Below are 26,844 nucleotides of genomic sequence, written 5' to 3'. Positions count from 1 at the left end.
GACCAAGGACAGCGATGACGAAGACGCAGGACACCGGTGCCGGCAAGGATAGGGACGGGAACGGGAACGGGAACGGGAACCAGCTGAGCGTCCCGGAGTCAGCGAGTCCCGAGCCGGGGCCGAGCGGGATATCCGGCCGCCGCCGATGGGTGGCCTTCGTCGCCCTGGGCGCGGTGCTCGCCACCCTCGGGGGCCTGGGGGCGGCGCTGCTGGTGAAGTCGCCCGCGCAGGTGGCCGCGGAGGCCTCGGCGCCCCCGCCGGACGTACTCACCGCACCTGTAGAACACCGGGTGCTCCGGTCGTCGGTCATCACCCGCGGAGAAGTGGTGGCGGATCAGACGGTCGAGGTCGTTCCCCAAGCGCCCGCCGGTGAGGGCGCGGCACGACCGGTGATCACGAAGATCCCCGTGCGGCCCAGGGACACGGTGAAGGCCGGGCAGGTCCTGATGGAGGTGTCCGGGCGCCCCCTCCTCACCCTGAAGGGCGGCCTGCCCGTCTACCGCGACCTGCGTCCGGGCACCACGGGCGACGACGTGCGGCAGCTCCAGCGCGCGTTGCGGGACCTCGGTCACAAGACGGCGCCCGACGCGGCAGGCCGATTCGGTTCCGGCACGAAAGCCGCGCTCAACGCGTTCTACGAGTCCGTGGGTTACGAACCCGTGTCCGCGCACAACGGCGAGGGCGATCCGGTCGCGGACGCCCGGCGCCAGGTGACCGCCGCCGAACGCGCCCTGGAGGACGCCCAGGACGCACTCCCGTCGTCGGCCGAGCGGACTGCCACTGAGTCGTCGGCCACCGATCCGACCGCCACCGATCCGACCGCCACCGAGTCGGCCGCCACCGAGTCGGCCGACGACGGCGGAAGCCTGCGGAAGGCTGTGCGCCGGGCGCGAGACGACCTGGGCACCGCGCGGAAGAAGCTCACCGCCGCCGAGGCGGCGGCAGGGCCGATGCTGCCCGCGGCCGAGGTGGTGTTCTTGAAGAGTTTCCCGGCCCGAGTGCACTCGGTGGCCGCGAAGGTCGGCGGCGAGGCGACCGGCGCCGCGATGACACTGTCCGCCGGCGAGCTCGTCGTACGGGCGTACGTCCCCGAGCACCAGAAGAACCTCATCCAGCCGGGACGCGCGGCCGAGATCTACTCCGAGGTCACCGGAAAGTCCGCGAAGGGGAAGGTCACGTTCGTCTCCGACACGCGTTCCTCGCCCGGCACGCCGGCCGGGCAGGGGCAGGGGCAGGGCGGAGGGGCCGGTCAGGAAGCGACCGGCTGGCTCGTGGAGATCACCCCCGGCACACCGCTGGCGGCCGATCTGACGGGCCAGGACGTACGCGTCACCGTCATCGCGGCGTCGACGGACGGGAAGGTGCTGGTCGTGCCGATCACGGCGATCAGTTCCGGAACGGACGGACGGACCACCGTGACCGTGGTCCAGGCGGACGGCGACCGGCGCCGGGTGGAGATACGGCCGGGCACGGCGGGGGACGGCTTCGTGGCCGTCGCGCCGGTGGCGGGCGACGCGCTCACCAAGGGCGACCAGGTGATCACGGGCGTGTCCCGCGAGAGGAATTCCCCGTGACGGGAACTGTCGCCCATCAGACGACGCCCAAGCCGGTCATCGAGTTCCGCGGGACGGGACTGACCTACCCCGGACCGCCTCCCGTGGCCGCCCTGAAACCCTGTGACCTGGCCATCGCACAAGGCGAGTTCGTCGCGGTCGTCGGCCCGTCGGGGTCGGGGAAGTCCACGTTCCTCAACATCGCCGGCCTGTTGGACGCACCCACCGGCGGAACCTATCTGCTGGACGGCATCGACACCGGTACGCTCCGGGACGCCGACCGCACCGCGCTGCGCGGACGGCGCATCGGGTTCGTGTTCCAGTCCTTCCATCTGCTGCCCCAGCGCAGCGCGTTGGAGAACGTCACGCTCGCCCTGGTCTACAACGGCGCCCCCCGCCGGGAGCGGGCTGCCCGCGCACGTCAGGCGCTGAAGCAGGTGGGCCTCGGCCATCGCGTCGACGCCCTTCCCACCCGGCTGTCCGGCGGCGAGCGGCAGCGGGTGGCCATCGCACGGGCGCTGGTGACCCGGCCCTCCCTGCTGCTGTGCGACGAACCGACCGGAAACCTCGACACGGCGAACGCCGACTCGGTGCTGGCCCTGCTGGAGGAGCTGCACACGGGTGGCATGACAGTCCTGGTGATCACCCATGACCCGCTGGTCGCGGCCCGCGCCAAACGCACGGTGACGATCCGGGACGGAGTGCTCAGCGTGTCGGAGACAGTGACGACCGCGAAGGCGACAACGACGACGGCTGCGGCGACGGCAGAGGTGACCAGGTGAGGCGCGGGCGGCGTACGGGCTGTGTCCGGCCTTCCGTGTTCGCTTGGCGGGACGTGCTCTCCGAGTCCCTCGCCGGAATGCTCCAGCGTCCTGGGCGCTCCGCTCTGACCGCCCTCGGTACGGTCCTCGGCGTGGGCACGTTCGTGGCGATCCTCGGGCTGACAGCCACCACCTCGTCACAGATCGACACCCGGTTCAACGCCCTGAGCGCGACCGAGGTGACCGTCGAGGACGTCGCCCACGAGCAGGACGAGTTCGCCGGGCTCGCCTTTCCCGCAGACGCCGACGCGACGATCGAACGGCTGAACGGCGTCGAGTACGCGGGGGTGTACTGGCCGGTGAGGCTGGCGCCGGACGAGCCGGTACGCTCCTCCGCCATCGCCGGAAACGACGGTACTCAGGCCGCTGTCGACGTCGTGGCCGCCTCGCCCGGCGTGCTCGCCGCCGCGGGCGCCCGGCTGGCCGAGGGAAGGATCTACGACGTCTACGCCTCGGACCAGGCGGCGCCGGTGGCCGTCATCGGCGCGGGAGTCGCCGACCGGCTCGGCATCACCACCCTGGAAGCCCACCCGGCGATCTTCATTGGCAGCCAGCCGTTCACCGTCACCGGCATCGTCGCGGACACAGACCGGAAGTCCGACCTGCTGCTGTCGGTCGTCGTACCGCGCACCACGGCGGAACGGATCTGGGGCCAACCCACGGCCGGCGGCGCGAAGATGTTGGTCACGACCAAGCTTGGCGCGGCCCAGCAGATCGCCCACGAGGCCGCGACGGCGCTGCGCCCCGACCACCCTGAGTACTTCAAGGTCGTTCCACCGCCGGACCCGAAAATGCTGCGGGGCCAGGTCAGCGACGACCTGAACCGCCTGTTCCTCCTCCTGGCCGCCATCTGCCTCGTGATCGGCGCCGTGGGCATCGCCAACACCACCCTGGTCGCGGTCCTGGAGCGCACGGGAGAGATCGGCCTACGGCGGGCCCTGGGTGCGCGCGGACGCCACATCACCGTGCAGTTCCTCGCGGAATCCGGCGCACTCGGCACACTGGGCGGCCTCGTGGGCGCGTCCCTGGGCGTCCTGACCGTGGTGGCAGTCGCCGTAGTCCGCGACTGGACGCCGGTGATCCATCCAGTGACAGCGGCCGCGGCCCCGACCATCGGACTGCTCACGGGCCTCGTCGCGGGGCTCTACCCCGCCTGGCGCGCGGCACGGATCCAGCCAGCGGAAGCGTTGCGCCGCTGAGCCACGAGGGGAGATCAGGACACCGTCCAGCGATGTGACCAGCGCTTGAGGCTACTCGGTGTCAGGTCGGCGTCGCCTAGTGGACGGAGTGCTTCGCTGAGCTGGTCAGGGTCGGCGTTGATGCGGGCGGCCGCCCGCCAGTGGCGCCCCGGCCAGGGAAATGAGCGCATGAGCAGGGGGTCGGCTGGGTGACCGCCGCGCCCGAGCTGGTCACGGCGGGCCGCGCCCAAGTCCGCTTCGCGTTCTGCAAGCGGACCGATGCGGTGGGCGAAGCGATCAGCAGGCTGTCCAAGCTACGGAACCAGACCCACCGCCACCGCCCCTGAGAAGCCCGAAGGGCCCGAGAAAGCCCGAGAGGCCGAGAAGCCCTAGAGGCCGAGAAGCCCTAGAGGCCGAGAAGCCCTAGAGGCCCGCGGCGACGCCACCGTGCAGGGGGTCCGTACACGGTGGCGTCGTGCCCGTCTGTGCGCTCAGTTCCCGGCGGCCGGGAGGCGGTCGCGGACGCGGCGGGCGGCGGTCACCAGGTTCTCCAGCGAGGTCCGCACCTCGGGCCAGCCGCGGGTCTTCAGGCCGCAATCCGGGTTGACCCACAGGCGTTCGGCGGGGATGGCTTCAAGTCCCTTGTTCAGCAGGGTTGTCGCTTCCTCTATGTCGGGGACGCGCGGGGAGTGGATGTCGTAGACGCCGGGGCCTGCCTCGCGGGAGTAGCCGAAGGCGGCGAGTTCCCCGGCGACCTGCATATGGGAGCGTGCGGCCTCCAGGCTGATGACGTCGGCGTCGAGGTCGTCGATGGCCTGGACGATGTCGCCGAACTCGGCGTAGCACATGTGGGTGTGGATCTGGGTGTCCGGGCGCACGCCGCCGGTGGACAGCCGGAACGCCTCGGTGGCCCAGGCCAGATAGGCGGGGCGGTCGGCGGCGCGCAGCGGCAGGGTCTCGCGCAGCGCGGGCTCGTCGACCTGGATGACGGAGGCGCCCGACGCTTCGAGGCCGCTCACTTCGTCGCGCAGGGCGAGGGCGACCTGGCGGGCGGTGTCGGCGAGCGGCTGGTCGTCGCGGACGAAGGACCAGGCGAGCATGGTGACCGGCCCGGTGAGCATGCCCTTGACCGGGCGGTCGGTGAGGGACTGGGCGTACGTGGTCCAGCGCACCGTCATCGGCTCGGGCCGGGAGACATCGCCGGCGAGGATCGGCGGGCGGACGTAGCGGGTGCCGTAGGACTGGACCCAGCCGTGCTGGGTGGCGAGATAACCGGTGAGCTGTTCGGCGAAGTACTGGACCATGTCGTTGCGTTCCGGCTCGCCGTGCACGAGGACGTCGAGTCCGGCCTTCTCCTGGAAGGAGATCACTTCGCGTATCTCGGCCGCGATGCGTTCCTCGTATCCGGCGGTGTCGATGCGTCCGGCGCGCAGGTCGGCGCGGGCGGTGCGCAGTTCGCCGGTCTGCGGGAACGATCCGATCGTGGTCGTGGGCAGCGACGGCAGCCGGAGGTGGGCGCGTTGGGCGAGCGACCGCTCGGCGTACGGCTGGGAGCGGCGGGCGTCGGCGTCGGTGACGGCGGCGCACCGGGCCCGGACGGCCGGGTGGTTGACGATCGGGGATCCGGCGCGGGAGGCGCGGTCGGCGCGGTTGGCGGTGATCTCCGCGGTGATGGCGCCGGTGCCCTCGGCCAGGCCGCGGGCCAGGGTGACGATCTCGGCGGTCTTCTGGCGGGCGAAGGCGAGCCAGCGGGCGACCTGCCGGTCGATGCCGTGCTCCGCCGCCGCGTCCAGGGGGACGTGGAGCAGGGAGCAGGACGCGGCCACGTCGAGCCGGTCGGCGAGGCCGAGGAGGGTGGCCAGGGTGGACAGCGACTTCTCCAGGTCGTTGACCCACACGTTGCGGCCGTCGACGACGCCCGCGACGAGGCGCTTGCCGGGCAGGCCGCCGGCCGCGGCGAGGTCGTCGAGGTTGGCGGCGGCGGGACCGGTGAAGTCGAGGGCGAGCCCGTCGACGGGTGCGTCGGCCAGGACCGGCAGCGCCTCGCCGAGCCGGTCGAAGTACGAGGCGACCAGCAGCTTCGGCCGGTCGGTGAGCGCGCCGAGGTCGCGGTAGGCGCGGGCGGCGGCGTTCAGCTCGGCCGGGGTGCGGTCCTGGACCAGGGCGGGCTCGTCCAGCTGCACCCACCGCGCACCGGCCGCCCGCAGGTCGGCGAGCACCTGCGCGTACACCGGCAGCAGCCGGTCCAGCAGGGTCAGCGGCTGGAAGTCCGCCGCGACGCCGGGGGCGGGCTTGGCCAGCAGCAGATAGGTCACCGGACCCACGAGCACGGGGCGGGCGTCGAGGCCCAGGGTGAGGGCCTCGGTCAGCTCGGCGACCTGCTTGGTGGAGTCGGCCGTGAAGACGGTGTCGGGTCCGAGTTCGGGGACGAGATAGTGGTAGTTGGTGTCGAACCACTTGGTCATCTCCAGCGGCGCGACGTCCTGGGCGCCGCGCGCCATGGCGAAGTAGCCGTCCAGGGCGCTCGTCTCGACGGCGGCGCGATGGCGGGCGGGGATCGCGCCGAGCATGACGCTGGTGTCCAGCATGTGGTCGTAGTACGAGAAGTCGCCGGTCGGCACCTCGTGCAGTCCGGCGTCGGCGAGCTGCCGCCAGTTGGCCGCGCGCAGCCGGGACGCGGTCTGCCGGAGTCCGGCGGCGCTGACGCGGCCGTTCCAGTAGCCCTCGACCGCCTTCTTCAGTTCCCGGCCGGGGCCTTGGCGGGGGTAGCCGTACACGGTGGCGCGTGCTGCCGCGGCGGCGACTGTGCCGGTGGCTGTGGCTGTGGACTTGGCTGTCACGGAACTCTCCTTCGCGAGCTCTTGAGAGAGCGACCCCGGAGACGAGGCGAAGACGCGAAGGGACGACAGACCCGGCGGACCGGCGGACCGCAGCGCTCGTACCGCGCCCGCTTCCGCCTGTTTCCGTCTGCATGCGCCGACCCGCCCTCGAGGTCACCGAAACCTCCGCGCACGATCGGTCGCGCGCGGGCAGTGGCAGGTCTTCGGACTCGCGGGCACGCCTCGGGTACGTATGCGAGACGTACGAGGCTCCTACTGGCCGTCGCTTCCCAGACCCGGCCGGATCCAGTGCATGTGACGGCGGTCGTTCCCGCTCACCGCTGCGGGGCAGTCCCGGAATTCCACCGGGTTCCCTCTTACGACGCATCCCGTCTGGCGGACGGGGCGAACCAGCTGCACCTGGCAGCTTAGACGCTCAGCCGGGCTCGGGGGCCGTTTTCCGCTCAGGCGAACGACGATGAGCCCGGACGTGGGTGACCACGGCCGGGCTCATCGCCACGGGTACTCAGTACCCGCTCAGCGCACTCGCTGGTGCTCGCTCACTCCTCGTCGGGCTTCTCCGCCGAGTCGATCTCGTCGACCAGACCGAGGTGCTCGACCAGCCAGCGGTCGAACTCGATCGCGGCGCGCACCCAGCTGACCGTCGAGGAGACGAAGTGCTCCAGGCTGACGCCGGTGCCGATCAGCATCTGCGCCTCGCCGATCAGCCGGACGGTGGTGGGGCCGCCCTCCTCCTCGTGGGTGTGGCTGTAGACCTTGGGCCACAGGGTGCGGCGGTTCCAGTCGTCGATCGCGTCCAGGAGCTGTGCCTTGGACTCGATCGCGTGCGGACGGTCGTAGAACGTACGCACCGAGAAGACCTGCTGCTCGGCCTCGCCGCGGAACATGAAGTACGTGCGGAAGTTCTCCCACGGCGCCGCGAGGTCGCCCTCTTCGTCGACGACGTGCTTGAGCTCCATCTGATCCAGGAGCTGCTTGACCAGGTCCTGGTCCGGGACGACGGGGCCCGCCGGTCCTGAACCCTGCTGGGGGTCGGGCTGTGCCCCGAAATTCGGAATCGAGGACGGGTCGATGCTCACGTGCTTGGTCCCTTCGTACGGATTCCGCCATCCTCCCCCATGCCGGGCGGGGTCCCGCAACCCTGCGCGGGAAAGGTCGCCCGGTTTCAGCGCGAAGCCGAATGCTCCGGGCCCGCGCCGGACCGGACCGAGCCCCCGGCCGGACCGGACCGAGCCCCCGACCCGGCCGGGCCAAGCCCCCGACCCGGCCGGTCCGAGCTAGCCCTAGAGGGTCTTCTCCGTACCGCTGCTCGCCCCCGTCGCCGGGCCCACCAGCAGGCCGTCCCCGGCCACGTCCACCCGTACCGTGTCGCCGTCCGTGACCTCGCCCGCGAGGATCTCCCTGGCGAGCCGGTCGCCGACGGCGGTCTGGATCAGGCGCCGCAGCGGCCGCGCCCCGTACGCCGGATCGTTGCCCTCATCGGCCAGCCAGGCCAGCGCCGCCGGGGTGACGTCCAGCGTGAGCCGCCGCTCGGCCAGGCGCGCGGCGAGGCGGTTGATCTGGAGCTCCGCGATATGCGCCAGCTCGTCCGCGCCGAGCGCCGAGAACACCACGAGGTCGTCGAGCCGGTTCAGGAACTCCGGCTTGAACGACGCCCGCACGACCTCCAGGACCTGCCGCTTCTTCTCGTCGTCCGGCGTGAGCGGGTCCATCAGGTGCTGGCTGCCGAGGTTCGACGTCAGGATGAGGATGGTGTTGCGGAAGTCGACCGTCCGCCCCTGCCCGTCGGTCAGCCGCCCGTCGTCCAGCACCTGGAGCAGGATGTCGAAGACCTCCGGGTGCGCCTTCTCGACCTCGTCGAGGAGGACGACGCTGTACGGGCGGCGGCGTACCGCCTCGGTGAGCTGGCCGCCCTCCTCGTACCCGACATAGCCGGGCGGCGCGCCGACCAGCCGGGCGACGCTGTGCTTCTCGCCGTACTCGCTCATGTCGATGCGGACCATGGCCCGCTCGTCGTCGAAGAGGAAGTCCGCGAGCGCCTTGGCCAGCTCGGTCTTGCCGACGCCGGTCGGGCCCAGGAAGAGGAAGGACCCGGTCGGCCGGTCCGGGTCGGCGATCCCGGCGCGGGTGCGCCGTACGGCGTCGGACACCGCCTGCACGGCCTCGCGCTGCCCGATGAGGCGCTTGCCGAGCTCCTGCTCCATGCGCAGCAGCTTCTGCGTCTCGCCTTCGAGCAGCCGCCCGGCCGGAATCCCGGTCCAGGACCCGACCACGTCGGCGATGTCGTCCGGCCCGACCTCGTCCTTGACCATGGTGTCCTTGGCGGCCTCCTCCTCGGCGGCCGCGGCCTCCTCCAGCTCGCGCTCCAGGCCCGGAATCTGGCCGTAGAGCAGCTTCGACGCGGTGTCGAAGTCGCCGTCGCGCTGGGCGCGCTCGGCCTGCCCGCGCAGCTCGTCCAGCTGTTCCTTCAGCTCGCCGACGCGGTTGAGCGAGGTCTTCTCCTTCTCCCAGCGCGCGGTGAGCCCCCGCAGCTCCTCCTCCTTGTCGGCGAGGTCGCGCCGCAGCTTCTCCAGGCGCTGCTTGCTGGCGTCGTCCGTCTCCTTGCCGATCGCCAGCTCCTCCATCTTCAGCCGGTCGACGGAGCGCTGCAGCTCGTCGATCTCCAGCGGCGAGGAGTCGATCTCCATACGGAGCCGGGACGCGGCCTCGTCGACCAGGTCGATGGCCTTGTCGGGCAGGAAGCGCGAGGTGATGTACCGGTCGGAGAGCGAGGCGGCGGCGACCAGGGCGCTGTCCGCGATCTGCACCTTGTGGTGCGCCTCGTACCGCCCCTTCAGCCCGCGCAGAATGGCGATGGAGTCCTCGACGGTCGGCTCGGCGACCAGTACCTGCTGGAAGCGGCGTTCCAGCGCGGGGTCCTTCTCGATCCGCTCGCGGTACTCGTCGAGCGTGGTGGCGCCGACCATGCGCAGCTCGCCGCGGGCGAGCATGGGCTTGAGCATGTTGCCCGCGTCCATGGCGGAGTCGCCGCCCGCTCCGGCCCCGACGACGGTGTGCAGCTCGTCGATGAACGTGACGACCTGCCCGTCGCTCTCCTTGATCTCGGAGAGCACGGTCTTCAGCCGCTCCTCGAACTCGCCGCGGTACTTGGCCCCGGCCACCATCGCGCCGAGGTCGAGCGAGACGAGCCGCTTGTCGCGCAGCGACTCCGGTACGTCGCCCTTCACGATCCGCTGGGCGAGTCCTTCGACGACGGCGGTCTTGCCGACGCCGGGCTCGCCGATCAGCACGGGGTTGTTCTTGGTCCTGCGGGACAGCACCTGCACCACGCGCCGGATCTCCTGGTCCCGCCCGATGACCGGGTCGAGCCTGCCCTCGCGCGCGGCGGCGGTGAGGTCGGTGCCGAACTTCTCCAGGGCCTTGTACTGCCCCTCCGGGTCGGGGGTGGTCACCCGGCGTCCTCCCCTGCTCTTCTCGAACGCGGCCAGCAGCTTCTTCGCGCTGGCTCCCTGCTCGGAGAGTACGTCCCCGGTCTGGCCGCCCTTGTCGGCGATGCCGATCAGCAGATGCTCGGTGGACAGGTACGCGTCCCCGAGCTCCTTCGCCCGCTGCCCGGCGTCCGCCAGGACGGCCAGCAGCTCGCGGTTGGGCTGCGGCGGTGCGACAGTGGAACCGGTCACGCTGGGCAGCGCGGCGAGCACGCGCTCGGCGCCGGACCGTACGGCGGCCTGGTCGGCCTCGACGGCGGCCAGCAGGTCGATGATGTTCTCGTTGTCCTGCCCTTCGAGCAGGGCGAGGAGCAGATGCGCGGGGGTCAGATCCGGGTGCCCCCCGGACACGGCCCGGCTGGTGGCCGCGTTGATCGCGTCCCGGCTCCGGTTCGTCAGCTCGGCGTCCACGTGCGGCTCTCCTCCTTACCGGGGGAGGGTTCGACTCCCTCCACCACGCCCGACTCTCCTGCCTCAACCAACATACACAAAGTTGAGCCTATTCCACTCAAGAGCGGGAGGCGTCGCACACAACGACAGCGGCGCCATCGTGGTTCAGGTCCACGATGGCGCCGCTGCGGGGGGTAGCGCCTGAGCGATCTACAACGACGGGGGAATCGCTTCAGGCGCTGCGGGGGGTGGCAGTGGTCAGGGGTTCGACTAGCTGGTGGTCACGCTGGTCAAGGTTCACGAAGATCATTCCGTACCGGATGGCGCAGCGCACGGGATGCGGCGCACCCCTGGGCCGCCGCTGGCAGCGGTACGCCCGGATCTCGTCGTCCTCGTCATCACGCGCGACGAGGACCGCTTGCCCGAGGAGGGTGACCATCATCGAGTCGCCAGGGCGAGGCAGGGCGGTGACGAGGTCGACGAAGTGCCACCCGGAACGGTAGGCGGTGGCCATCTCCCTGCGAAAGGAACGATCGTCGGGGGGTGTGGTCATGCGACTGGCTCCGTCCCTGTGCTCATGGCGGTCCCGCCCGGCATCACGTTCCACACGGGGTCCTTCATAGCTACCGGGGCGGCATCCCAGACCGGATCCGACGGTGCCGCAACGATGGCCGGGGCAGCGTTCCAGACTGGATCCATCGGCACCGCGACGCCCACAGCGGCCGCCGCGACGAAGGCGATAGCAAGCACCGAGCGAAGCGTTCTCTTGAACATGGGCGGCTTCGACCTCACTTGATTGTTTTTGCTCCCCCGCGTTCACGACAATGGCTCAGTCCTTGCGGTTTCACCACTGGCTACGTGCATCATGTTCCTGAAATTCAAGAGCCTGGGGGGTGTTCAAATGCGGACAGATAGGAATGATTCCGTACATCCGCATGGTCACCTGGAGCTGTGCGAGGAGGGGGCGAACCTCTACGCGAGGGCCCTGCGGCGAGGCCGAATAGCCAGGTCCGAGGCAGTTTCGACGCCCTGCCTCGCAGACCTCTCCCTACTGCACCCAGACCCGGATGACGCTGAGTGGCTTCGCCCGGTTCCCCCTACCGCCGCACTGGCTCAACTTCTGCTCCCCCTCGAGGAGGAGATACAGGAACGCCGACGGCAGACCATCGCCCTCAGCGGCGCTTTCGAGCCTTTCATGGCCATAAGCGCACAGAACCCCGCCACCACCCATGCCATCACCGTCCTTGAGGGACTCAGCCGCATCGACGACGCGCTGAGCCGCGCGACGGCCGAGTGCTCCGAGGAGCTGCTCACGCTCCAGCCCGGCGGCGGCCGAAGCCCGGACATCCTCACCACCGCCCTGAAGCGCGTACAGCCGCTCCTCGACCGGGGTGTGCGGATACGCACCCTCTACCAGCACACAGCCCGGCACAGCCAGGGCATCCAGGCCTACAAGGAGCAGGCGGGTTCCGAGCGGATGGAGATCCGCACGCTGGAACAGCTCATCGAGCGCCTGATCATCATCGACCACAAGATCGCGTACATCCCAGCCCGCGACGACCGTCAGGTCGCGCTTGAGCTACGCCATCCAGGCCTGGTCGCCTATCTGGTCACGGTCTTCGAGGACGCATGGGACCGAGCCCTTCCGCTGGACGAGCAGTTCCCCCGCACCCGCACCCCCGAAGGCATCACCAGCATCCAGCACTCCATCGCCCGGCTGCTGGTCGAGGGCCACGTCGACGACGCCATCGCTCGCCGCCTCGGCATGAACGTGCGCACCTGTCGCGCCCACATCGCCAAGCTCGCCGCCGCGCTCGGCAGCGGCAGCCGAACCCAACTCGGCTACCTCATCGCCCAGTCAGGAATCCTGAACCAACCCGAGTAGCCCCGAAGATCTGTCCGGCGGTACGTCCAAGCCCGACTGGACGATACGAACCCCCAGCTGTGCCCGCGTCGTACTTCCCAGAGCCTCCGCCAGCCTGGCGATGTGATGACGGCACGTACGCACGTTGATGCCGAGACGCCGCGCGACTTCGGCACCCGTATGGCCATCCGCCAAGAGCGCCGCGATGGCGTGCTCCCGACGGGTGACCCCCGCCACGCCAGCCCGCGCGGGTGGCTGCTCGTCCAAGGGCACACCCAGATGCCACAGGCGCTCGAAGACCACGGCGAGGAACTCGAGGAGTGCGGGCTGACGCACCTCCAGGGCGAGGGTGCGCTCGGCGTTGGCCGGGATGAACGCGACGGTCCGATCGTAGATCAGCATCCGCTCGGTGACTTCGTCAAGCGTGCGAATCTCGCTCTCCCGCCCCACCCCGCGCACCGCGTTCAGGTAGTGATGCAGGCCCTGGCCATGCCGTGCCACATGGGTGTACAGCGACCGGATCCGTATGCCGCGCCGCTGCAGGTCCAGCGCCCTGGGCAACGCGGTCGTCAGATCCTTCTCAGGCCGGATCCCACCAGGCTGCACACTTAACAGCTCCGACTCACATACAGCGTTCGCCTCGTCCAGAGCTTCGTTGATGCGGGGTATCCCTTCCAGCACCCTGATCACGCCGCCCACCGGCTCCGGAGCCGCCGCCCCCTGCACCTCCGCGAAGCGGGCGAACGCGGCCGCGCCCGCCGCCGTACGGCGGTGAGCCTCGGCCAACTCCTCCTGGGCACCCCGCAGGAGCCGCGACATCACGGTGCCCGGACTCGTCGGCAACAGCCACTCCACATCGCCGCCCGGATCAGGGTGCAACAACCCCAGATCGACCAGGCACCACGCCTCCCCCGCCTCCCCACGCGACACCCGCCCCGCGCGCAGCGCCCGCGCGTACACCCGCTCCGCGTCCGCGCACAGCTCTTCCACCCCATGCCGATGAGACTCCCGCTCCCCCACCACGCCTCACACCCCCCGAGCCGCGATGGCGGGCACCCCGACCGAACGGGGGAAGTCAGCCGAGGTGCCGGTACCCACGATGCACGGCCGCACCCCGCCCCACCACCGCCATGTTGCGACATGTCCCAAACAGGGCCCCAGAACAACCACCCCCAACCTCACCCATTGTGGAAGGTTCGGGACACGGAGTCACTCCGCGCGCGGCCCCTGGACGCCCCGAACCGCCCAGGCGTCGACCTCACGCCACCTTCAGGGGGTGGTGCGGACCGGTGATCGCCTCGGTGATGGCGAAGCCCTTCGCAAGGCCCTCGGGAATGGTCACCTCCGTGTCGTACGGCACGCGGTGCACGCCGAACCAGGTCGCCTCCTCAGGGACGCGGCTCGCCATCCAGATCTTCCCCTTCAGCACGCTGGCTCACGCAGCCCTCACAGGGAACTTCGTCCATGTCTTCCCGAGTACGCCGCAACTGGGCACCGTGATCCTGGAACAGCCCTCAGGCCCCCGTTACCTGGGCACCCAGACCCATCTTCAGCAGTACAGCGCGCTGTTCGACCGGCTCTCCGAGAACGCCCTCGAACTCGTCAACGTATCGTTGGCCCCTGAAGCACACTCGGCGAAGGACTCGCTGGCTCTCATCCAGCACCTTCTCTACACGCTGTAGGAGGCCCGGATGCCCGACCTGAACTGGCAGAAGTCATCGTTCAGCGGCGGCCCGCAGGGGGAGTGTGCCTTCGTAGCCATCACGCCCGACGGAACCATCCACCTCCGCGAGAGCGACACCCCGACCACCATCCTGACGACCACGCCCGGCCCCCTCGCCGCCCTCCTGCGTTCCCTCACCGACGACGCCGACTGAGCGGCCCGCGAGACAGCAGCAGCGGCCGGAGCAACCGACGCGCACGCCGGGCACGAATAGACCAGGCAGACATCGCATCACGGTCCAATAGTCGACCGCGATCACAAGGAACCGAAGGCCACCCATGAACGACTCGGCATCGATACCGGCTCACACTCCGACTTCCCTCCATGACGACCGGTTCGGGGATATCCGCGTCCAGCTCGATGTTCGGGAAGGACTGCTGGTCGTCGAGGGAGAGCGGATCCCGCGTGTCACGCTGCGTCGCGACCCCGACGCCGAGGTCGACGAGCAGGTGGCCATCGGTACGCGGGAGGGCGGGCGGCTCAGCCTGAGCGTCGACGGCGTCGCGGCGGTCCTGAAGCCCGCCAAGGGCCGGATCTCGCGGCGGTCGTACCGCGTCGACGTGGAGTACGGCGGGGCCAGGTACCGGCTCATGCCGGACTCGGTGCCCAGCAGTCGGCTGACCCGAGACGGGACGTACCTCGGGGATCTCCTGTCCGACGGGGACGGTCGGGTGATCGCCGAGTGGCGCGAGGCTCATGCCGATTCCAGTGACGGTGCCGGTGCCGGTGCCGGTGCCGATGACGTACGGCCTGTCGACGCGGCCCTCGGCTACGCGCTGGCCGCCGCGTTCGGCACCGGCGGCCAGCCCTGGTGGATGACGGCGGCCGACGCGGTGAGTTCGGCACTGCCGTAAGCGCACGGGCACGCCGAACGCCAGAGCGCACGAGCACGGGAACGCGCGCGCCGAACGCCAGCTGCACACGGACACAGGCGGGTGCGCGGCGCACGCGCGACGCTCACGCGCAACGCGCACGCGTGAGCGGGGCCGGGAGAGCACAGCTCTCCCGGCCCCGCGAGCCAGCGGCTACAACGAACGCGCTACTCGCCGCGCCCCGGCCGCCACACCACCAGCGCGCTCGTCTGGTGCGCCTCCTGGTACGGGACCAGGTCGCGCCGGTACGACGCGTGCACCTGCGCCTCGCGCTGCCGCATCGCCGCCGCCGCGCCCTCCACCGCCGCGGAGAGCTCCGCGACGCGGGACTGGAGCGCGGCGACCTGGTTCTCCAGCTCGATGATGCGCTTGATGCCCGCCAGGTTGATGCCCTCGTCCTGCGACAACTGCTGGACGGTGCGCAGCAGTTCGATGTCGCGGGCCGAGTACCGGCGGCCCCGCCCGGCCGTGCGGTCCGGGGAGACCAGACCCAGGCGGTCGTACTGCCGCAGGGTCTGCGGGTGCAGACCCGACAGCTGGGCGGCCACCGAGATCACGTACACCGGTGTCTCGTCCGTGAGTTGATACGGGTTACGTCGGCGGCCGTCCATCGCGTCATGCTCCCTTCGCGGCCTGGAACAGTTCTGCCCGCGGGTCGTCCTCCGCGGTCGCCTCGCGGTAGGCCTCCAGAGCTTCCTGCGCCTTCACGCTGAGCTGCGTCGGCACCGCCACCTCGACGGTGACCAGCAGGTCGCCCCGAGTGCCGTCCTTGCGGACCGCGCCCTTGCCGCGGGCCCGCATCGTACGGCCGTTGGGCGTGCCGGGGGGCAGTTTCAGGGTGACCGGGGGCCCGCCGAGCGTCGGCACCTTCACCTCGCCGCCGAGCGCCGCCTCCGGGTAGGAGACCGGCACCGTGACGGTGAGGTTGTCGCCCTTGCGGCCGAAGACCGGGTGGGCGTCGACATGGACGACCACATACAGGTCACCGGCCGGGCCGCCCCGCTCGCCGGGCGCGCCCTTGCCGCGCAGCCGGATGCGCTGCCCGTCCGAGACGCCCGCCGGGATGCGGACCTGCATGGTCCGCGACGACTTCGCGCGGCCCGAGCCCTTGCACACCTCGCAGGGGTCCTGGGCGATCAGCCCGCGCCCCTTGCAGTCCACGCACGGGTCGGTGAGCGAGAAGCCGCCGCCGCCGCCGCGCGAGACCTGCCCGGTGCCGACGCAGGTCGGGCACACGCGGGGCGTGCCGTTCTTGTCGCCGGTGCCGGAGCACGCCTTGCAGGGCTGCTGGGACGACATCCGCAGCGGGACCGTCGCACCGTCCACGGCCTCGGTGAAGCTGAGCGTCACCTCGGACTCGACGTCCTGGCCGCGGCGCGGCTGGGTACGGGTACCCGCGCCCGCGCCGCCCCGGTTGAACAGTCCGCCGAACACGTCCCCGAGGCCGCCGCCGAAGCCGCCCGCGCCGCCCGCACCGCCGCCGGAGGTCCCTCCGCCCGGCCCGCCGCCTCCGAAGAGGTCGCTCAGGTCGAAGTTGAAGTTGCCGCCCGCGCCGGGTCCGGGTCGGTAGCCGCCGTTCCCGAAGAGGGTGCGCGCCTCGTCGTACTCCTTGCGCTTCTTGGGGTCGCCGAGTACGTCGTTCGCCTCGGAGACCTCCTTGAAGCGCTCCTCGGCCTTGGCGTTGCCCTTGTTGGCGTCCGGGTGGTTCTCGCGGGCGAGCTTGCGGTACGCCTTCTTGATCTCGGCTTCGGTGGCGTCCTTGGGGACGCCGAGAACCTTGTAGTAGTCCTTCTCGATGAAGTCCTTGGTACTCATCCCCGACGTCCCTCCTCTCCTGCGGTCACTGCCTCGTTCGTCGCGTCAGCCCTCGTCCGGGCCACCGCTCTCCTTCTCCTGCGCCGTCGGCTCGGCCGTCTCCTCGGATGCGGAGGCGCCCTCGCCCTTGACGGTCTGCGCGCCGGGCTGCGGCTCGGCGACGGCCACCCGCGCGGGGCGGATGGTGCGCTCGCCGATGCGATACCCAGGCTGCAGGATCGCGACGCAGGTCGTCTCGGTGACGTCCGGCGCGTACGAGTGCATCAGGGCCTCGTGGATCGTCGGGTCGAAGGGCTCGCCCTCCTTGCCGAACTGCTGCAGACCCATCTTGGCGACGACGGTCTCCAGCGACTCGGCCACCGACTTGAAGCCGCCGACCAGCTCGCCGTGCTCACGGGCGCGGCCGATGTCGTCGAGCGTCGGCAGGAGCTCGGTCAGCAGGTTCGCGCTGGCGATCTCCTTGACGGTGACCCGGTCGCGCTCCACGCGACGCCGGTAGTTCTGGTACTCGGCCTGGAGCCGCTGGAGGTCCGCGGTGCGCTCGTTGAGCGCGGTGCGTACCTGGTCCAGCTGGGCCGTCAGGCCCGTGGCCTGTGCGCTTGCGTCCCCGGCCGGGGCCGCGGCCTCCTCCTCCGGGGCGGAGGAGGAGGCGGCGGCCTTCGGCTCGGCGTCGTCGACCGCGTCGCCGGAGGGGACGTCGGGCTGCTCGTCGAAGCCCGGAGTCTCCTCCGTCACGCGGCACCGCCCTTGGCGTCGCCCGGCTTCTCGTCGTCGACGATCTCGGCGTCCACGACGTCGTCGTCGGCCTTGGACTGGCCGGCGCCCGCCGCGCCCTCGGCGCCGGCCTCGCCGCCAGCGGCCGCCTGGGCGGCCTGCGCGTCGGCGTACATGGCCTGGCCGAGCTTCTGCGCGACGGCCTGGACCTTCTCGCTGGCCGTGCGGATCTCGGCGGAGTCCTCGCCCTTGAGCTTCTCCTTCAGCTCCGTGAGCGCCTCCTCAACCTCGGTCTTCACCTCGGCGGGGACCTTGTCCTCGTTGTCGGTGAGGAACTTCTCGGTCTGGTAGACGAGCTGCTCGCCCTGGTTGCGGGACTCCGCGGCCTCGCGGCGCTTGGTGTCCTCCTCGGCGTACTGCTCGGCCTCCTGGCGCATCCGGTCGACCTCGTCCTTCGGCAGCGAGGAGCCGCCGGTGACGGTCATCTTCTGCTCCTTGCCCGTGCCCAGGTCCTTCGCGGTCACGTGCATGATGCCGTTGGCGTCGATGTCGAAGGCGACCTCGATCTGCGGGACGCCGCGCGGGGCCGGGGGCAGACCGGTCAGCTCGAACATGCCGAGCTTCTTGTTGTACGCCGCGATCTCGCGCTCGCCCTGGTAGACCTGGATCTGCACGGACGGCTGGTTGTCCTCGGCCGTCGTGAAGATCTCCGACCGCTTGGTCGGGATGGTCGTGTTGCGCTCGATGAGCTTGGTCATGATGCCGCCCTTGGTCTCGATGCCGAGGGACAGCGGGGTGACGTCGAGCAGCAGGACGTCCTTGACCTCGCCCTTGAGGACACCGGCCTGGAGGGCCGCGCCGATGGCGACGACCTCGTCCGGGTTGACGCCCTTGTTGGCCTCCTTGCCGCCGGTCAGCTCCTTGACGAGCTCGGCGACGGCGGGCATACGGGTCGAGCCGCCGACGAGGACGACGTGGTCGATCTCCGAGAGCTCGATGCCCGCGTCCTTGATGACGTTGTGGAACGGGTTCTTGCAGCGCTCAAGGAGGTCGCTGGTCAGCTGCTGGAACTGGGCGCGGGTGAGCTTCTCGTCCAGGTGCAGCGGGCCCTCGGCGGACGCCGTGATGTAGGGCAGGTTGATGTTCGTCTCGGTGGACGAGGACAGCTCGATCTTGGCCTTCTCGGCGGCCTCACGCAGGCGCTGGAGCGCCATCTTGTCCTTGGAGAGGTCGACGCCGTGGCCGTTGTTGAACTGCTTCACCAGGTAGTCGACGACGCGCTGGTCCCAGTCGTCACCACCGAGGTGGTTGTCGCCGTTGGTGGCCTTCACCTCGACGACGCCGTCGCCGATCTCAAGCAGCGAGACGTCGAAGGTGCCGCCGCCGAGGTCGAAGACCAGAATGGTCTGGTCGTCCTTGTCCAGGCCGTACGCCAGGGCGGCCGCGGTCGGCTCGTTGACGATCCGCAGGACGTTCAGACCCGCGATCTCACCGGCCTCCTTGGTGGCCTGGCGCTCGGAGTCGTTGAAGTACGCGGGGACGGTGATGACCGCGTCGGTGACCTTCTCGCCCAGGTACGACTCGGCGTCGCGCTTGAGCTTCTGCAGGATGAAGGCGCTCATCTGCTGCGGGTTGAAGGTCTTGTCGTCGAGGTCGATCTTCCAGTCGGTGCCCATGTGACGCTTGACCGACCGGACGGTCCTGTCGACGTTGGTGACCGCCTGGCGCTTGGCCACCTCGCCGACGAGCACCTCGCCGTTCTTCGCGAAGGCGACGACGGACGGCGTGGTCCTGGCGCCCTCGGCGTTGGTGATGACGGTGGGCTCACCGCCCTCCAGAACGCTGACGACAGAGTTCGTCGTGCCCAGGTCGATGCCGACCGCACGTGCCATTTCAATTCCTCCAGTGAACTTGAGCGGATCTGACTCAAGGATGCACGACACCCCGCCCGACGTCAACAGACCTGAGTCAGCCCGACTCAACTTTTATCCCGCCCTTACGGGCAAGTGTGAGGCGGAGGGGGCTCAGGAGCCGGGCGCGCGAGGCCGGTGGGCACGGCGGGGCCGGTGGGCATGGCGGGGCCTACGGGAACGGCGGGGGTCCCGTACGTTCCCGTACCCGAGTTAGCGCACCCAGTCCTTCAAAGGCTCGGTGTCGAGGGTGACGCCCACAGGGTCGGGCAGGTCGACGGTGCGGCCGAAGGGGCGACGGGCGAGGTTGGCGTAAGTGCCGCCGTCGGGGTCGGTGTAGACGAGGACCTCGCAGGTGTCCCGGTCAATCAACAGGTAGACGGGGATGCCGGTCTGGGCGTAGGCGGACGGCTTCTCCTCGCGGTCGCGCTTGTCGGTGTCGTTGTCGTACGACGTGACCCCGACGACCATCACGACCTGACCGGGGTCCGCCCACTCGCCCTGCCCCGCGAACGCCCCCTTCGGGGCGAGAGCCCCGTCGGGCTTGGCGTGGCCCTTGCGGTAGCGCTCGACCCGCAGGCCGCGCTCAGGGTAGAGCCACAGGTCGGGGCGTTGCTGCATGCAGCGCTCCATCAGCCACCGGATGATCTCGTCACGGTCGCCGTCCGGCACCGCTTTGACTCCCAGCCTGCCGTGGATGAACTCCATCCGGACGCCTTCGCGCTCGGCGGCGGCGGCGATGCGCTCAAACTCCTCGGCCAGCATCTGCGGCCGGTCCTCGACAACGGTCACCACACACCTCCCCCACCTCAGTCTAGGCCGCTGAGTGCCTGCCCAGGCCACGGCTGAGGCGGTAGCCTCCGCCGCAGCCCGGCTGTCCACGGCCTGGCGGGGCCGAGGGGCAGGGGCGGGGCAGTGGGGTACTTCGCGGGGTTGGCCGCCTTCGCGGTATGCGCCGTGGGCGCGATGATCGCCGCCGTCGGGACGATCGCGATGGCGCTTCCGGGCCGCCCCCAACCCTGGCCGGTGCACCTGCTGCGCCGCGCCGCGTGGCTGACCGCCTACGCGGCCGTGGCCGCCTACTCCATCGGAGCCGCCACTGTCGGCGCTTCCGAGCTGGACTACAACAACCCGGCCCCGGCCTGCTACGACGGCTTCGACAAGGACACGGTCCAGGGTCTCTCCCACCACCGGTCCTCTTACCTGCCACTGCGCTTCGACTGCATCCGCGACGACGGCACCCACTACCCCAGCGACCCCGGCTACGCGTGGATCAACCTGACAACCCTGCTCCTGGCACTCTCCAGCGCGGTACTCCTCACCGGCGCGTCTCACCTGGCCGAGCGCGAGCGAAGGCTGCCCGGGCGGCCAGAGTGACGCGGGTGTCAGGCCGTGGCGAACCGCAGTTCGGGCCGCTCCCATGTGACGTTCGGCGGTGACGGCGCGACCGTCCCCACCCGCTCTGCGCCCAGCCGTCGGTAGAACGCCTCGGCCGAGGGATGAGCGACCACCCGGACGTGCGCCAGGCCGGCCTCCCTGGCCTGGCCGATCATGTGCCCGACGAGGAGTCGCCCGATGCCCCGCCCCTGCGCGTCGTCCGCGACGAACGCCAGGTCCAACTCCGGCGGCTCCAACGTCAGCGCGTAGAAGCCCAGCAGCCCCCCGGCCTCCGCGTCCACGGCCACGAAGACCCGGTGTCTGGCGATGTATTCGGCGGTGACCCGGTAGCCAGCGATGATCGAGGCGTATTCACCCCGGTACGCGCCGGACGCGTGCATCAGGGCGGTAAGCCCCTCCGCGTCCCGCGCGGCAGCTTGCTTGATCACAGTGGATTGCATCCGCCGCAGTATAGGGGCGGTCACGGGCAGCGGTCATTACATCGGGTGGGAGCCGAGGTTGACCTCAACTCTGGTTGAGGCCCTAGGTTCGGGCACGCCGATGTCGACGTACCGGAGAGGAACCGCCATGAGGACGCTGGCACTGGGAAGGACGCCCTCCAGAGTGACGGAGGTGCTGGCCACACTGCGCGCGGACGGCTTCGACGCGGAGGGAGTGAGCACCGACGACGACGCCCGGAAGCTGCTGGAGACCGAGGAGTTCGGCGTACTGATCATCGGTGGCGGCGTGGGACCGGAGTCCCGCGCGGCGATCAAGGAGTTCGCGGCGAGGCACCGGGTGCGACGGGTGATCGACGGCGCGCTGACGGAGCCGTTCGACGCCTACGTACGGCGGGAGTTCGAGCCCCTCATCCGGGAGGCCGCCGCCGAAGACTGACGGCCCACCGCGTACCGCCGCGTACCGCCCTCACGCTGGAGGGGGCGGTACGCGGCGAACGTGCGCGCACGCCACGCTGATCACCCTGGCGAGTGAAGTGCGGTGTGACTAACGGGCTTTGGCTTGCGGTGGGCATATTTGGCGGCCATAGAGTCACCCACGTGGCGCACAGCCACACATCAGCCACGTACAGCGATGGGTGCCCCCGCAGTGCTAGCAACACTCGGGGGCGCGTCATCAGGAGCGAGACCTCCAGATGCGAATTCACCGTAGCGCGCCGACGCGCGCCTTCACCACCTTCACCAACGCTCTTCTCCGTGACCGGAGCATCTCCTGGTGCGCGGCGGGCGTACTGATGTACCTCATCAGCCTCCCCAACGGGGCCCAGCCGACCGTCCGTTCGCTCGCGCTCCAGCGCAAGGAAGGGCGGCACCGGATCGCCCAGGCCCTGCGTGAGCTGGAGGAATCCCGGTATCTGCGGCGGCGGGTGACCAAGGATCCCGAGACGGGGTGCTTCTCCACGGAGTACGAGGTGTTCGACGCCCCGTACGACGACGCCACCCCATCCGGTGAAAGCCGGGGAGGCCGAAACCTGGCCTCCGGTGAGCGCGGCCCCGGCGTGTCGGGCACTCAACCCAAGGTTGTAAAGACCAGGTTGAAAGAACCTCCCTCCCCGCCCGCCGCGACGGCGAGCGCGCCGGAACCGGCCACGCCCCCGGAACCGGCGGGTCCCCCGGAATCACCGGAGCCGCCCGCGCCAACGGAGCCGCCTGCCGCACCCGAGCCGACGGAGCCGACGGCCCAACCCTCCTCCGCAGCCGCCCGGTTGCTGGCATCCCTCGGGCGCGAGGAGCCACGGCTCTCCCTCGGTGCGGCCGAAGTCGTGCGGCTGGCGCCGCTGGTGGACCAGTGGTTCGCCGTGGGGGCGAGCGCGGGGCGCGTACGGGCCACGCTGAGCGGCGGGCTGCCCGCGCGGGTGCACTCCGCGCCTGCGCTGATCGCGAACCGGCTGCGGCGGAAGCTGCCCGCGCCGACGGCACCGCCGCCCGCGCCACGACTGCGGGCCGAGTGCGAGGAGTGCGGGGTGCCGCTCACCGCGCCCGGCCGCTGTCGCGGCTGCGCCCCGCGCCCGACACCAGGCGCGGGGCCGGGCGCGGGGCCGGGCGCGGGGCCGGAACGTACGCCCCAAGCGGCCGTGGGCGGCTTCGTGGAGGCCGCGCTGCGCGGCGGCGCCGCCGTCCGGGCGGCGCTGCGGGGCGCACCCGCCCCGGCCTGCCCCGCCCCCGCCTGACCCGTCCTGCCCCGCCCCGCCTGACCTGCGGGACCCCAAGACTCCCGGCCCGAACCCGGACCGGGTACCCCTAAGAGAGAGGTCGTCATGACCATCTTGCTAGAGCCGCCCGAGACGGTATACCGGCGGTATACTTTCGTCATGGCTGACACCACCGTCAAGGTCGACCCCGCCGTCCGGGACCGCCTCATGGTCCTCGCCCGCGAGCGCGGAATGACCATGCGCGACCTGATCGCCGACCTGGCCGGAGCGACTCCCACCAGGGAGGAACTCCAGAAGCGATACGAGGAGACCAAGGCGTACTGCGAGACGCACTTCGGTGTGACGCTGACCGACGACGACCACGACAGGGCCGAGAAGGTCTGGCAGGACTTGGAGGCCGGTCGGCCCGTGGACAGCCTGTGAGCGGCTCAACGGCAGTGGTCTACGACGAGACCGCCCTGCTCGCGCTCGGGTCGGGCAACCAACTGGCCTCGCAGTTCATGGCCAACACGGAGCACGGCCCGACCCGGCACGTCTACGTCCCGGCCCTCAGCCTGCTGGGGGCCGACAGCCTGCGTAAGGGGCTGGCGGAACATGTCGGGGCACTGCCCGCCGCCGAGATCGTCGAACTCGACTTCTCAGGTGTGGCGGCGGTCGGCGCGCTGATGCGGGACGGCGTCGAGTGGCGGCTCGGCCACGCGGTGCACCTGTCCCGCCCGACGCCGGACTGGCCGGACGGTCGGCCGGTGGTCACCACCACGCCGGAGCTGTACGCGGACATGCCGCTCGTCCGCACCATCCGCCTGCCCGAGCAGCGGTGAGCGCGGGCGCGTCCCCGCCGAGCCGTCGGCTTCGGCCGAGCCGTCAGCTTCGCGGGGGCGCGCCCGAGACGGTGTACGAGGGTGCGGCGGCCTCGGGGTCGTCGCCATACGCCTGCCCCTCCGCCTGCCCCTCCGCCCGGCCCTCCGCCTGATCCTCCGGCCGGTCCCCCTTCTGAGCGTCCGCCGCCTGGGCGTCCGCCTCGTCGTCCGTCTGGTCCTCCGCCTGGTCGTCCTTGAACAGGACGAGGTCGCAGGTGAGGAGTTGGCCGGACTCGGGGTGCGTGTGGCCGGGGACGACGGATGTCAGGGTGAGGCCGAGGGCCTGTTGGGCGTAGGTGAGCGTGTCGTGGAAGAGGAGCGCGTGCTCGTGCAGCGGACCGAGGGCGGGCCCCAGCGACGTACCGGACTGGAGGCCGACGCACTCGGTGACGTACTCGCCCAGGCCACGCAGTACGGGGGCTTCCTGGCCCGGTACGTCCACCTTGAGGAAGACGCGCTCTCCGGGCGCGACGACGTCCTCCCACAGCGCGTCCAGGCGCTGCTCCCCGGTCGGCTGCTCGCCGTGCGGGTCGCCCAGCTCGTACGGCAGCACGGACCAGAACTCGTCGTCGGCGGCCGCGCGGTGCAGCAGCGCGCGCGGGCGGCCGAGCGGCTCGAAGGAGACGATGCGGCCGTGGTAGCCGCCGCGTCGCAGCTGTGCGCCGTATCCGCCGGTGTCCGCGCCGACGTCGAGCACCAGGTCGACGGCGTACCGGTGCAGCAGCTGGACGAGCTGCGGCCCCGGCCAGCAGCGTGGTGGGCGTACGCGCGCGTGGCCGGAATGCGCGCCGCCGCCGACGCCGACGCGGTGGGTCAGCTCGCGCGCCCTGTCGAGGAGTGTCATACCCGTACGGCTCCCTTTCCTGCGGCCCAGACGAACCGGGGGTTGCCCCACAGCGCCCGGCGCGCCGTGGTCTCGCGCCACCGAGTGCCCGACCCCGTCTCCGCGACGCGCTCGAAGGCCGCGCCGACCGCGACGTACACGGCGGGGTGCGCGGCGGCGAGCCGGGCTGCCGCGTGGTGCTGCCGGGGGACGCTGACGCCGAGCCAGACGAGCTGCGCGCCGCTGTCCTTGATCCGCGCGAGCTGGGACCGCCGTTCCCCGGCGTCGAGCGCGCGGCGCGGCGCGGCCTCCGCGCCGACGATGCGGGTACGGGGGTACCGGGCCAGGAGCGCGGCGGTGAGCCGCCGCACGCTGTCGGGGCTCGCGCCCAGCAGGTAGTGGCGCAGGCCGACGGACTCGCCGACGCCGAACACGTCGAGCAGGAGGTCGGGCCCGTACAGGGGCTCGCGCGGGAGGCGGCGGTCACGGTGGACGAGCCGGTTCGCCCAGGCCACGGCGTGCCCGTCGGGGAGGTTCAGGACGGCGGAGCGCAGCAGTCCGCGCAGGCGGCGGTCGCGGTCCGCCAGGGCCAGCGTGTACGTGTCACACAGATGCACGTCGGCCGCGCTACCCCCGGCGGCCAGCCGGACCACCGCCGCCGCGGCCTCGGCTCGGGGTACGGCGGCGAGCGGCACCCCGGCGCAGATGACAGTCGCGGCGGCGACACCGGCTCCGGCGTCGGGCGTCCCGTCCACGGCGCGAGCGACCCCGTGCGCCGTGCGGGCGGCGTACGCGGGCGACGCGAGGCCGCGACGCGGACCGCCGTGGCTCGGGGTGTCCGGCACCGGCGCGTCCGGCCTCGGCGCGCCCGACTCCGCGCCGCCCCGCCGCACGCCGCTCCGCCTCACGGTGTTCCGCCCCGGTTCGGGCCAGGGCGCGGTCATCGGGCGTCCCCTGCCAGGTCGGCGGCGGACCGCGGCCCCTCGGCGCGGCGTCGCGCCCGGTTGCCGGGCAGCGGGAGAGGGAGCGGCAGCGGGAGCCGTACGCCGCTGGGTCTGGGAGCCGTACGGGCCGGAGGGGTCCGCCGGTCGGTACGAGCCGGACGGGCCGAGCGGGGGGCGGCGACGCGGCTCCAGGTGCTGGAGACCGGGTCCGCCGGGCGGGGCGGCCTGGGCGTACCCGACGGCCCCGGCGAGCCCGGACGCCCCGGCGGGCCCAGTGCCCGCGTCCTGACCGTACGGGGCGACCCGGCAGGCCCGGCAGGCCCGTACGCCGGGACGCTGAGCAGGCCGCCGACCGCCAGAAGCAGCCCGCCCGCCAGCGGCAGCACGGCGACCGGGCCGAGCGTGCCGCGGTGCACCAGCAGGCCCGTCACCGTACCGGCCGCCGCGACGACAGCGAGGACGACGGCCGCCCCCTGAGCGGTGAGCCCGAGACGACGCAGCCGGTGCGCACTGTGGTCGCCCCCGCCCTGCCTGGCATGACGACGGGACTGCGCGGACTGCGGGGACCGCACGGACTGCGAGGGCCGCACGGACTGCGGGGACCGCCGGGACAGCAGTACCAGCGCGGCGTCCGCGACAGCCACCGCGGCGAGTGCGAACAGCGCGGCCGCGCTGGACGTCGCCGGGTGCCCGACGTGCACCAGCACCGCGCCCGACGCGAGCAGGAAGCCCGCGAAGCGCGCCCCGCAGTCGCCGAGCGTGATCCGGGCCGGGTGCCAGTTGTGGACGAGGAAGCCGGTGAGCGCGGCGGCCAGCACGCTCAGGACCAGGGCCAGATCCCCCAGCCCTTCCGCGGCCGCGCAGAGCGCGAGCCCCAGCGCCGTGACGACCCCGACCACGCTCGCCACCCCGTCCGCGTGGTCGAGCCCGCTGAAGGCTCTGGTGACGAGGACGATCCAGACCACGGCGAGTACCGCGGCGACCGGCGGCAGACCGCTGCCGTACACCACCGCGACCGCGGCCGCCGCCTCGACGGCCAGCCGTGGCCGGGCGCGCAACGGGCGCAGATCGTGGACGAGGCCCAGCAGGGCCACCGCGAGGGCGGCCACGAGCAGTGTCGTCAGGCCCGTGCCTGCGCCTGCTCCTGCTCCTGCTCCTGCTCCCACTCCTGCGCCCGGTCCCGCCCCGGCGGCCACACCACAGGCCAGCAGCGCGCCGACGACGACCGCGACGCCCCCGAGACGCGGGGTCGGCCGCGTGCTCGGCGCGTCCAGACCGCGCCCGCCGGTACGACGGGAACGACCAGAGCGACCGGAGCGACCGGAACGATCGGCGGCGTGGTCGACGACCCCGGCCCGCAGGGCGACCCTGCGGACCAGTCCAGTAAGTACGGCAGTGAGCAGCAGCGCGCCGAGCGCGGCCGCGGTCCCATAAAGCACGGTGACAAACTAGACGCAAATATCCCAATATGTGGTGAATAACACGATCCGAATCATCCACAT

28 protein-coding genes and 1 riboswitch are annotated in these 26,844 nt (G+C 71.4%); of the genes, 13 read left to right on the top strand and 15 right to left on the bottom strand.

Annotated features, from left to right (window positions below):
- Nucleotides 1-14 precede the first annotated feature (14 nt).
- The 4 genes from ACX6XY_RS19940 (at nucleotide 15) to ACX6XY_RS19925 (ending at nucleotide 3,899) form a co-directional block, all read left to right on the top strand.
- Nucleotides 15-1,574, top strand: coding sequence for a peptidoglycan-binding protein (locus ACX6XY_RS19940; RefSeq protein WP_460332411.1), 1,560 nt, complete (start codon nucleotides 15-17; stop codon nucleotides 1,572-1,574).
- The gene (locus ACX6XY_RS19935) at nucleotides 1,571-2,335 is read left to right on the top strand and encodes an ABC transporter ATP-binding protein (protein WP_460332409.1); all 765 of its coding nucleotides are present in this window, start codon (nucleotides 1,571-1,573) and stop codon (nucleotides 2,333-2,335) included. Before ACX6XY_RS19940 ends, ACX6XY_RS19935 begins: the two co-directional genes overlap by 4 nt.
- The gene (locus ACX6XY_RS19930) at nucleotides 2,332-3,573 is read left to right on the top strand and encodes an ABC transporter permease (protein WP_460332407.1); all 1,242 of its coding nucleotides are present in this window, start codon (nucleotides 2,332-2,334) and stop codon (nucleotides 3,571-3,573) included. The genes ACX6XY_RS19935 and ACX6XY_RS19930 overlap by 4 nt, the downstream gene beginning before the upstream one ends.
- A 188-nt stretch (nucleotides 3,574-3,761) precedes the next feature.
- Nucleotides 3,762-3,899: a hypothetical protein gene (locus ACX6XY_RS19925; RefSeq protein WP_460332405.1), complete on the top strand. Its 138-nt coding sequence runs from the start codon at nucleotides 3,762-3,764 to the stop codon at nucleotides 3,897-3,899.
- 144 nt (nucleotides 3,900-4,043) lie between these two features.
- Here ACX6XY_RS19925 and metE read toward each other — a convergent pair whose 3' ends face one another.
- The 4 genes from metE to ACX6XY_RS19905 all read right to left on the bottom strand — a co-directional run bounded on the left by metE (nucleotide 4,044) and on the right by ACX6XY_RS19905 (nucleotide 10,823).
- Nucleotides 4,044-6,392 (bottom strand): 5-methyltetrahydropteroyltriglutamate--homocysteine S-methyltransferase, encoded by a 2,349-nt coding sequence (gene metE / locus ACX6XY_RS19920; protein WP_460332403.1) that lies wholly within the window; start codon nucleotides 6,390-6,392, stop codon nucleotides 4,044-4,046.
- Between the two features lie 177 nt (nucleotides 6,393-6,569).
- Nucleotides 6,570-6,802, bottom strand: a riboswitch (cobalamin riboswitch).
- A gap of 129 nt (nucleotides 6,803-6,931) precedes the next feature.
- Nucleotides 6,932-7,471 (bottom strand): type III secretion system chaperone family protein, encoded by a 540-nt coding sequence (locus ACX6XY_RS19915; RefSeq protein WP_460332401.1) that lies wholly within the window; start codon nucleotides 7,469-7,471, stop codon nucleotides 6,932-6,934.
- 204 nt (nucleotides 7,472-7,675) lie between these two features.
- Complete coding sequence (gene clpB / locus ACX6XY_RS19910; RefSeq protein ID WP_460332399.1) at nucleotides 7,676-10,291, bottom strand: ATP-dependent chaperone ClpB; 2,616 nt, start codon at nucleotides 10,289-10,291, stop codon at nucleotides 7,676-7,678.
- A gap of 211 nt (nucleotides 10,292-10,502) precedes the next feature.
- Nucleotides 10,503-10,823 (bottom strand): (2Fe-2S)-binding protein, encoded by a 321-nt coding sequence (locus tag ACX6XY_RS19905; RefSeq protein WP_460332397.1) that lies wholly within the window; start codon nucleotides 10,821-10,823, stop codon nucleotides 10,503-10,505.
- 348 nt (nucleotides 10,824-11,171) lie between these two features.
- Here ACX6XY_RS19905 and ACX6XY_RS19900 point away from each other — a divergent pair, with 348 nt between their 5' ends.
- The gene (locus tag ACX6XY_RS19900) at nucleotides 11,172-12,155 is read left to right on the top strand and encodes a helix-turn-helix transcriptional regulator (RefSeq protein ID WP_460332396.1); all 984 of its coding nucleotides are present in this window, start codon (nucleotides 11,172-11,174) and stop codon (nucleotides 12,153-12,155) included.
- On the opposite strand, the gene ACX6XY_RS19895 is transcribed toward ACX6XY_RS19900, so the two are convergent.
- Both ACX6XY_RS19895 and ACX6XY_RS19890 read right to left on the bottom strand, forming a co-directional pair.
- Entirely contained in the window at nucleotides 12,129-13,124 is a 996-nt protein-coding gene (locus tag ACX6XY_RS19895; RefSeq protein WP_460332394.1) for a helix-turn-helix transcriptional regulator, read from the bottom strand. The genes ACX6XY_RS19900 and ACX6XY_RS19895 overlap by 27 nt on opposite strands.
- 268 nt (nucleotides 13,125-13,392) lie before the next feature.
- Nucleotides 13,393-13,542, bottom strand: a complete 150-nt coding sequence (locus ACX6XY_RS19890) for a hypothetical protein (RefSeq protein WP_460332482.1) — start codon at nucleotides 13,540-13,542, stop codon at nucleotides 13,393-13,395.
- Between ACX6XY_RS19890 and ACX6XY_RS19885 the strand changes: the two genes are divergently transcribed.
- The 3 genes from ACX6XY_RS19885 to ACX6XY_RS19875 all read left to right on the top strand — a co-directional run bounded on the left by ACX6XY_RS19885 (nucleotide 13,481) and on the right by ACX6XY_RS19875 (nucleotide 14,711).
- The gene (locus ACX6XY_RS19885; RefSeq protein ID WP_460332476.1) at nucleotides 13,481-13,816 is read left to right on the top strand and encodes a Scr1 family TA system antitoxin-like transcriptional regulator; all 336 of its coding nucleotides are present in this window, start codon (nucleotides 13,481-13,483) and stop codon (nucleotides 13,814-13,816) included. The genes ACX6XY_RS19890 and ACX6XY_RS19885 overlap by 62 nt on opposite strands.
- A 9-nt stretch (nucleotides 13,817-13,825) precedes the next feature.
- Nucleotides 13,826-14,011: a DUF397 domain-containing protein gene (locus ACX6XY_RS19880; protein WP_460332392.1), complete on the top strand. Its 186-nt coding sequence runs from the start codon at nucleotides 13,826-13,828 to the stop codon at nucleotides 14,009-14,011.
- 124 nt (nucleotides 14,012-14,135) lie between these two features.
- A complete protein-coding gene (locus ACX6XY_RS19875) occupies nucleotides 14,136-14,711 on the top strand; it encodes a hypothetical protein (RefSeq protein ID WP_460332390.1) in 576 nt (191 codons plus the stop codon).
- Between the two features lie 185 nt (nucleotides 14,712-14,896).
- On the opposite strand, the gene ACX6XY_RS19870 is transcribed toward ACX6XY_RS19875, so the two are convergent.
- The 5 genes from ACX6XY_RS19870 to ACX6XY_RS19850 form a co-directional block, all read right to left on the bottom strand.
- Nucleotides 14,897-15,340, bottom strand: coding sequence for a heat shock protein transcriptional repressor HspR (locus ACX6XY_RS19870; protein WP_460332388.1), 444 nt, complete (start codon nucleotides 15,338-15,340; stop codon nucleotides 14,897-14,899).
- Between the two features lie 4 nt (nucleotides 15,341-15,344).
- Nucleotides 15,345-16,544 carry a molecular chaperone DnaJ gene (gene dnaJ, locus ACX6XY_RS19865; protein WP_460332386.1) on the bottom strand — a complete coding sequence of 400 codons (1,200 nt, stop codon included), beginning with the start codon at nucleotides 16,542-16,544 and terminating at the stop codon, nucleotides 15,345-15,347.
- 45 nt (nucleotides 16,545-16,589) lie between these two features.
- A complete protein-coding gene (gene grpE, locus ACX6XY_RS19860; RefSeq protein WP_460332384.1) occupies nucleotides 16,590-17,279 on the bottom strand; it encodes a nucleotide exchange factor GrpE in 690 nt (229 codons plus the stop codon).
- Nucleotides 17,276-19,150: a molecular chaperone DnaK gene (dnaK, locus tag ACX6XY_RS19855; RefSeq protein WP_460332382.1), complete on the bottom strand. Its 1,875-nt coding sequence runs from the start codon at nucleotides 19,148-19,150 to the stop codon at nucleotides 17,276-17,278. Before dnaK ends, grpE begins: the two co-directional genes overlap by 4 nt.
- 231 nt (nucleotides 19,151-19,381) lie before the next feature.
- Nucleotides 19,382-19,933, bottom strand: coding sequence for a Uma2 family endonuclease (locus ACX6XY_RS19850; RefSeq protein WP_460332474.1), 552 nt, complete (start codon nucleotides 19,931-19,933; stop codon nucleotides 19,382-19,384).
- A 150-nt stretch (nucleotides 19,934-20,083) separates the two neighbouring features.
- On the opposite strand from ACX6XY_RS19850, the gene ACX6XY_RS19845 reads away from it, so the two are divergent.
- Nucleotides 20,084-20,545, top strand: a complete 462-nt coding sequence (locus ACX6XY_RS19845; protein ID WP_460332381.1) for a hypothetical protein — start codon at nucleotides 20,084-20,086, stop codon at nucleotides 20,543-20,545.
- Nucleotides 20,546-20,553: 8 nt separating this feature from the next.
- On the opposite strand, the gene ACX6XY_RS19840 is transcribed toward ACX6XY_RS19845, so the two are convergent.
- Nucleotides 20,554-21,006: a GNAT family N-acetyltransferase gene (locus tag ACX6XY_RS19840; protein WP_460332379.1), complete on the bottom strand. Its 453-nt coding sequence runs from the start codon at nucleotides 21,004-21,006 to the stop codon at nucleotides 20,554-20,556.
- 127 nt (nucleotides 21,007-21,133) lie between these two features.
- Here ACX6XY_RS19840 and ACX6XY_RS19835 point away from each other — a divergent pair, with 127 nt between their 5' ends.
- The 4 genes from ACX6XY_RS19835 to ACX6XY_RS19820 all read left to right on the top strand — a co-directional run bounded on the left by ACX6XY_RS19835 (nucleotide 21,134) and on the right by ACX6XY_RS19820 (nucleotide 23,536).
- On the top strand, nucleotides 21,134-21,442 hold the full coding sequence (locus ACX6XY_RS19835; RefSeq protein WP_460332377.1) for a hypothetical protein: 309 nt from the start codon (nucleotides 21,134-21,136) through the stop codon (nucleotides 21,440-21,442).
- Between the two features lie 256 nt (nucleotides 21,443-21,698).
- Nucleotides 21,699-22,733: a hypothetical protein gene (locus ACX6XY_RS19830; RefSeq protein WP_460332375.1), complete on the top strand. Its 1,035-nt coding sequence runs from the start codon at nucleotides 21,699-21,701 to the stop codon at nucleotides 22,731-22,733.
- 141 nt (nucleotides 22,734-22,874) lie between these two features.
- The gene (locus ACX6XY_RS19825) at nucleotides 22,875-23,138 is read left to right on the top strand and encodes a hypothetical protein (RefSeq protein ID WP_460332373.1); all 264 of its coding nucleotides are present in this window, start codon (nucleotides 22,875-22,877) and stop codon (nucleotides 23,136-23,138) included.
- The gene (locus tag ACX6XY_RS19820; protein WP_460332371.1) at nucleotides 23,135-23,536 is read left to right on the top strand and encodes a PIN domain-containing protein; all 402 of its coding nucleotides are present in this window, start codon (nucleotides 23,135-23,137) and stop codon (nucleotides 23,534-23,536) included. Before ACX6XY_RS19825 ends, ACX6XY_RS19820 begins: the two co-directional genes overlap by 4 nt.
- 43 nt (nucleotides 23,537-23,579) lie before the next feature.
- On the opposite strand, the gene ACX6XY_RS19815 is transcribed toward ACX6XY_RS19820, so the two are convergent.
- Genes ACX6XY_RS19815 through ACX6XY_RS19805 form a run of 3 tightly spaced genes read right to left on the bottom strand, consistent with a single transcriptional unit; the run spans nucleotide 23,580 to nucleotide 26,781 of the window.
- Nucleotides 23,580-24,419: an FkbM family methyltransferase gene (locus ACX6XY_RS19815; protein WP_460332369.1), complete on the bottom strand. Its 840-nt coding sequence runs from the start codon at nucleotides 24,417-24,419 to the stop codon at nucleotides 23,580-23,582.
- Nucleotides 24,416-25,342: a WecB/TagA/CpsF family glycosyltransferase gene (locus ACX6XY_RS19810; protein ID WP_460332367.1), complete on the bottom strand. Its 927-nt coding sequence runs from the start codon at nucleotides 25,340-25,342 to the stop codon at nucleotides 24,416-24,418. The genes ACX6XY_RS19815 and ACX6XY_RS19810 overlap by 4 nt, the downstream gene beginning before the upstream one ends.
- Nucleotides 25,339-26,781 (bottom strand): MraY family glycosyltransferase, encoded by a 1,443-nt coding sequence (locus ACX6XY_RS19805; RefSeq protein WP_460332365.1) that lies wholly within the window; start codon nucleotides 26,779-26,781, stop codon nucleotides 25,339-25,341. The genes ACX6XY_RS19810 and ACX6XY_RS19805 overlap by 4 nt, the downstream gene beginning before the upstream one ends.
- Nucleotides 26,782-26,844 lie beyond the last annotated feature (63 nt).

It is taken from the genome of Streptomyces sp. O3, from assembly GCF_054788135.1.
This window is presented reverse-complemented; position numbering and strand designations above follow the sequence as displayed.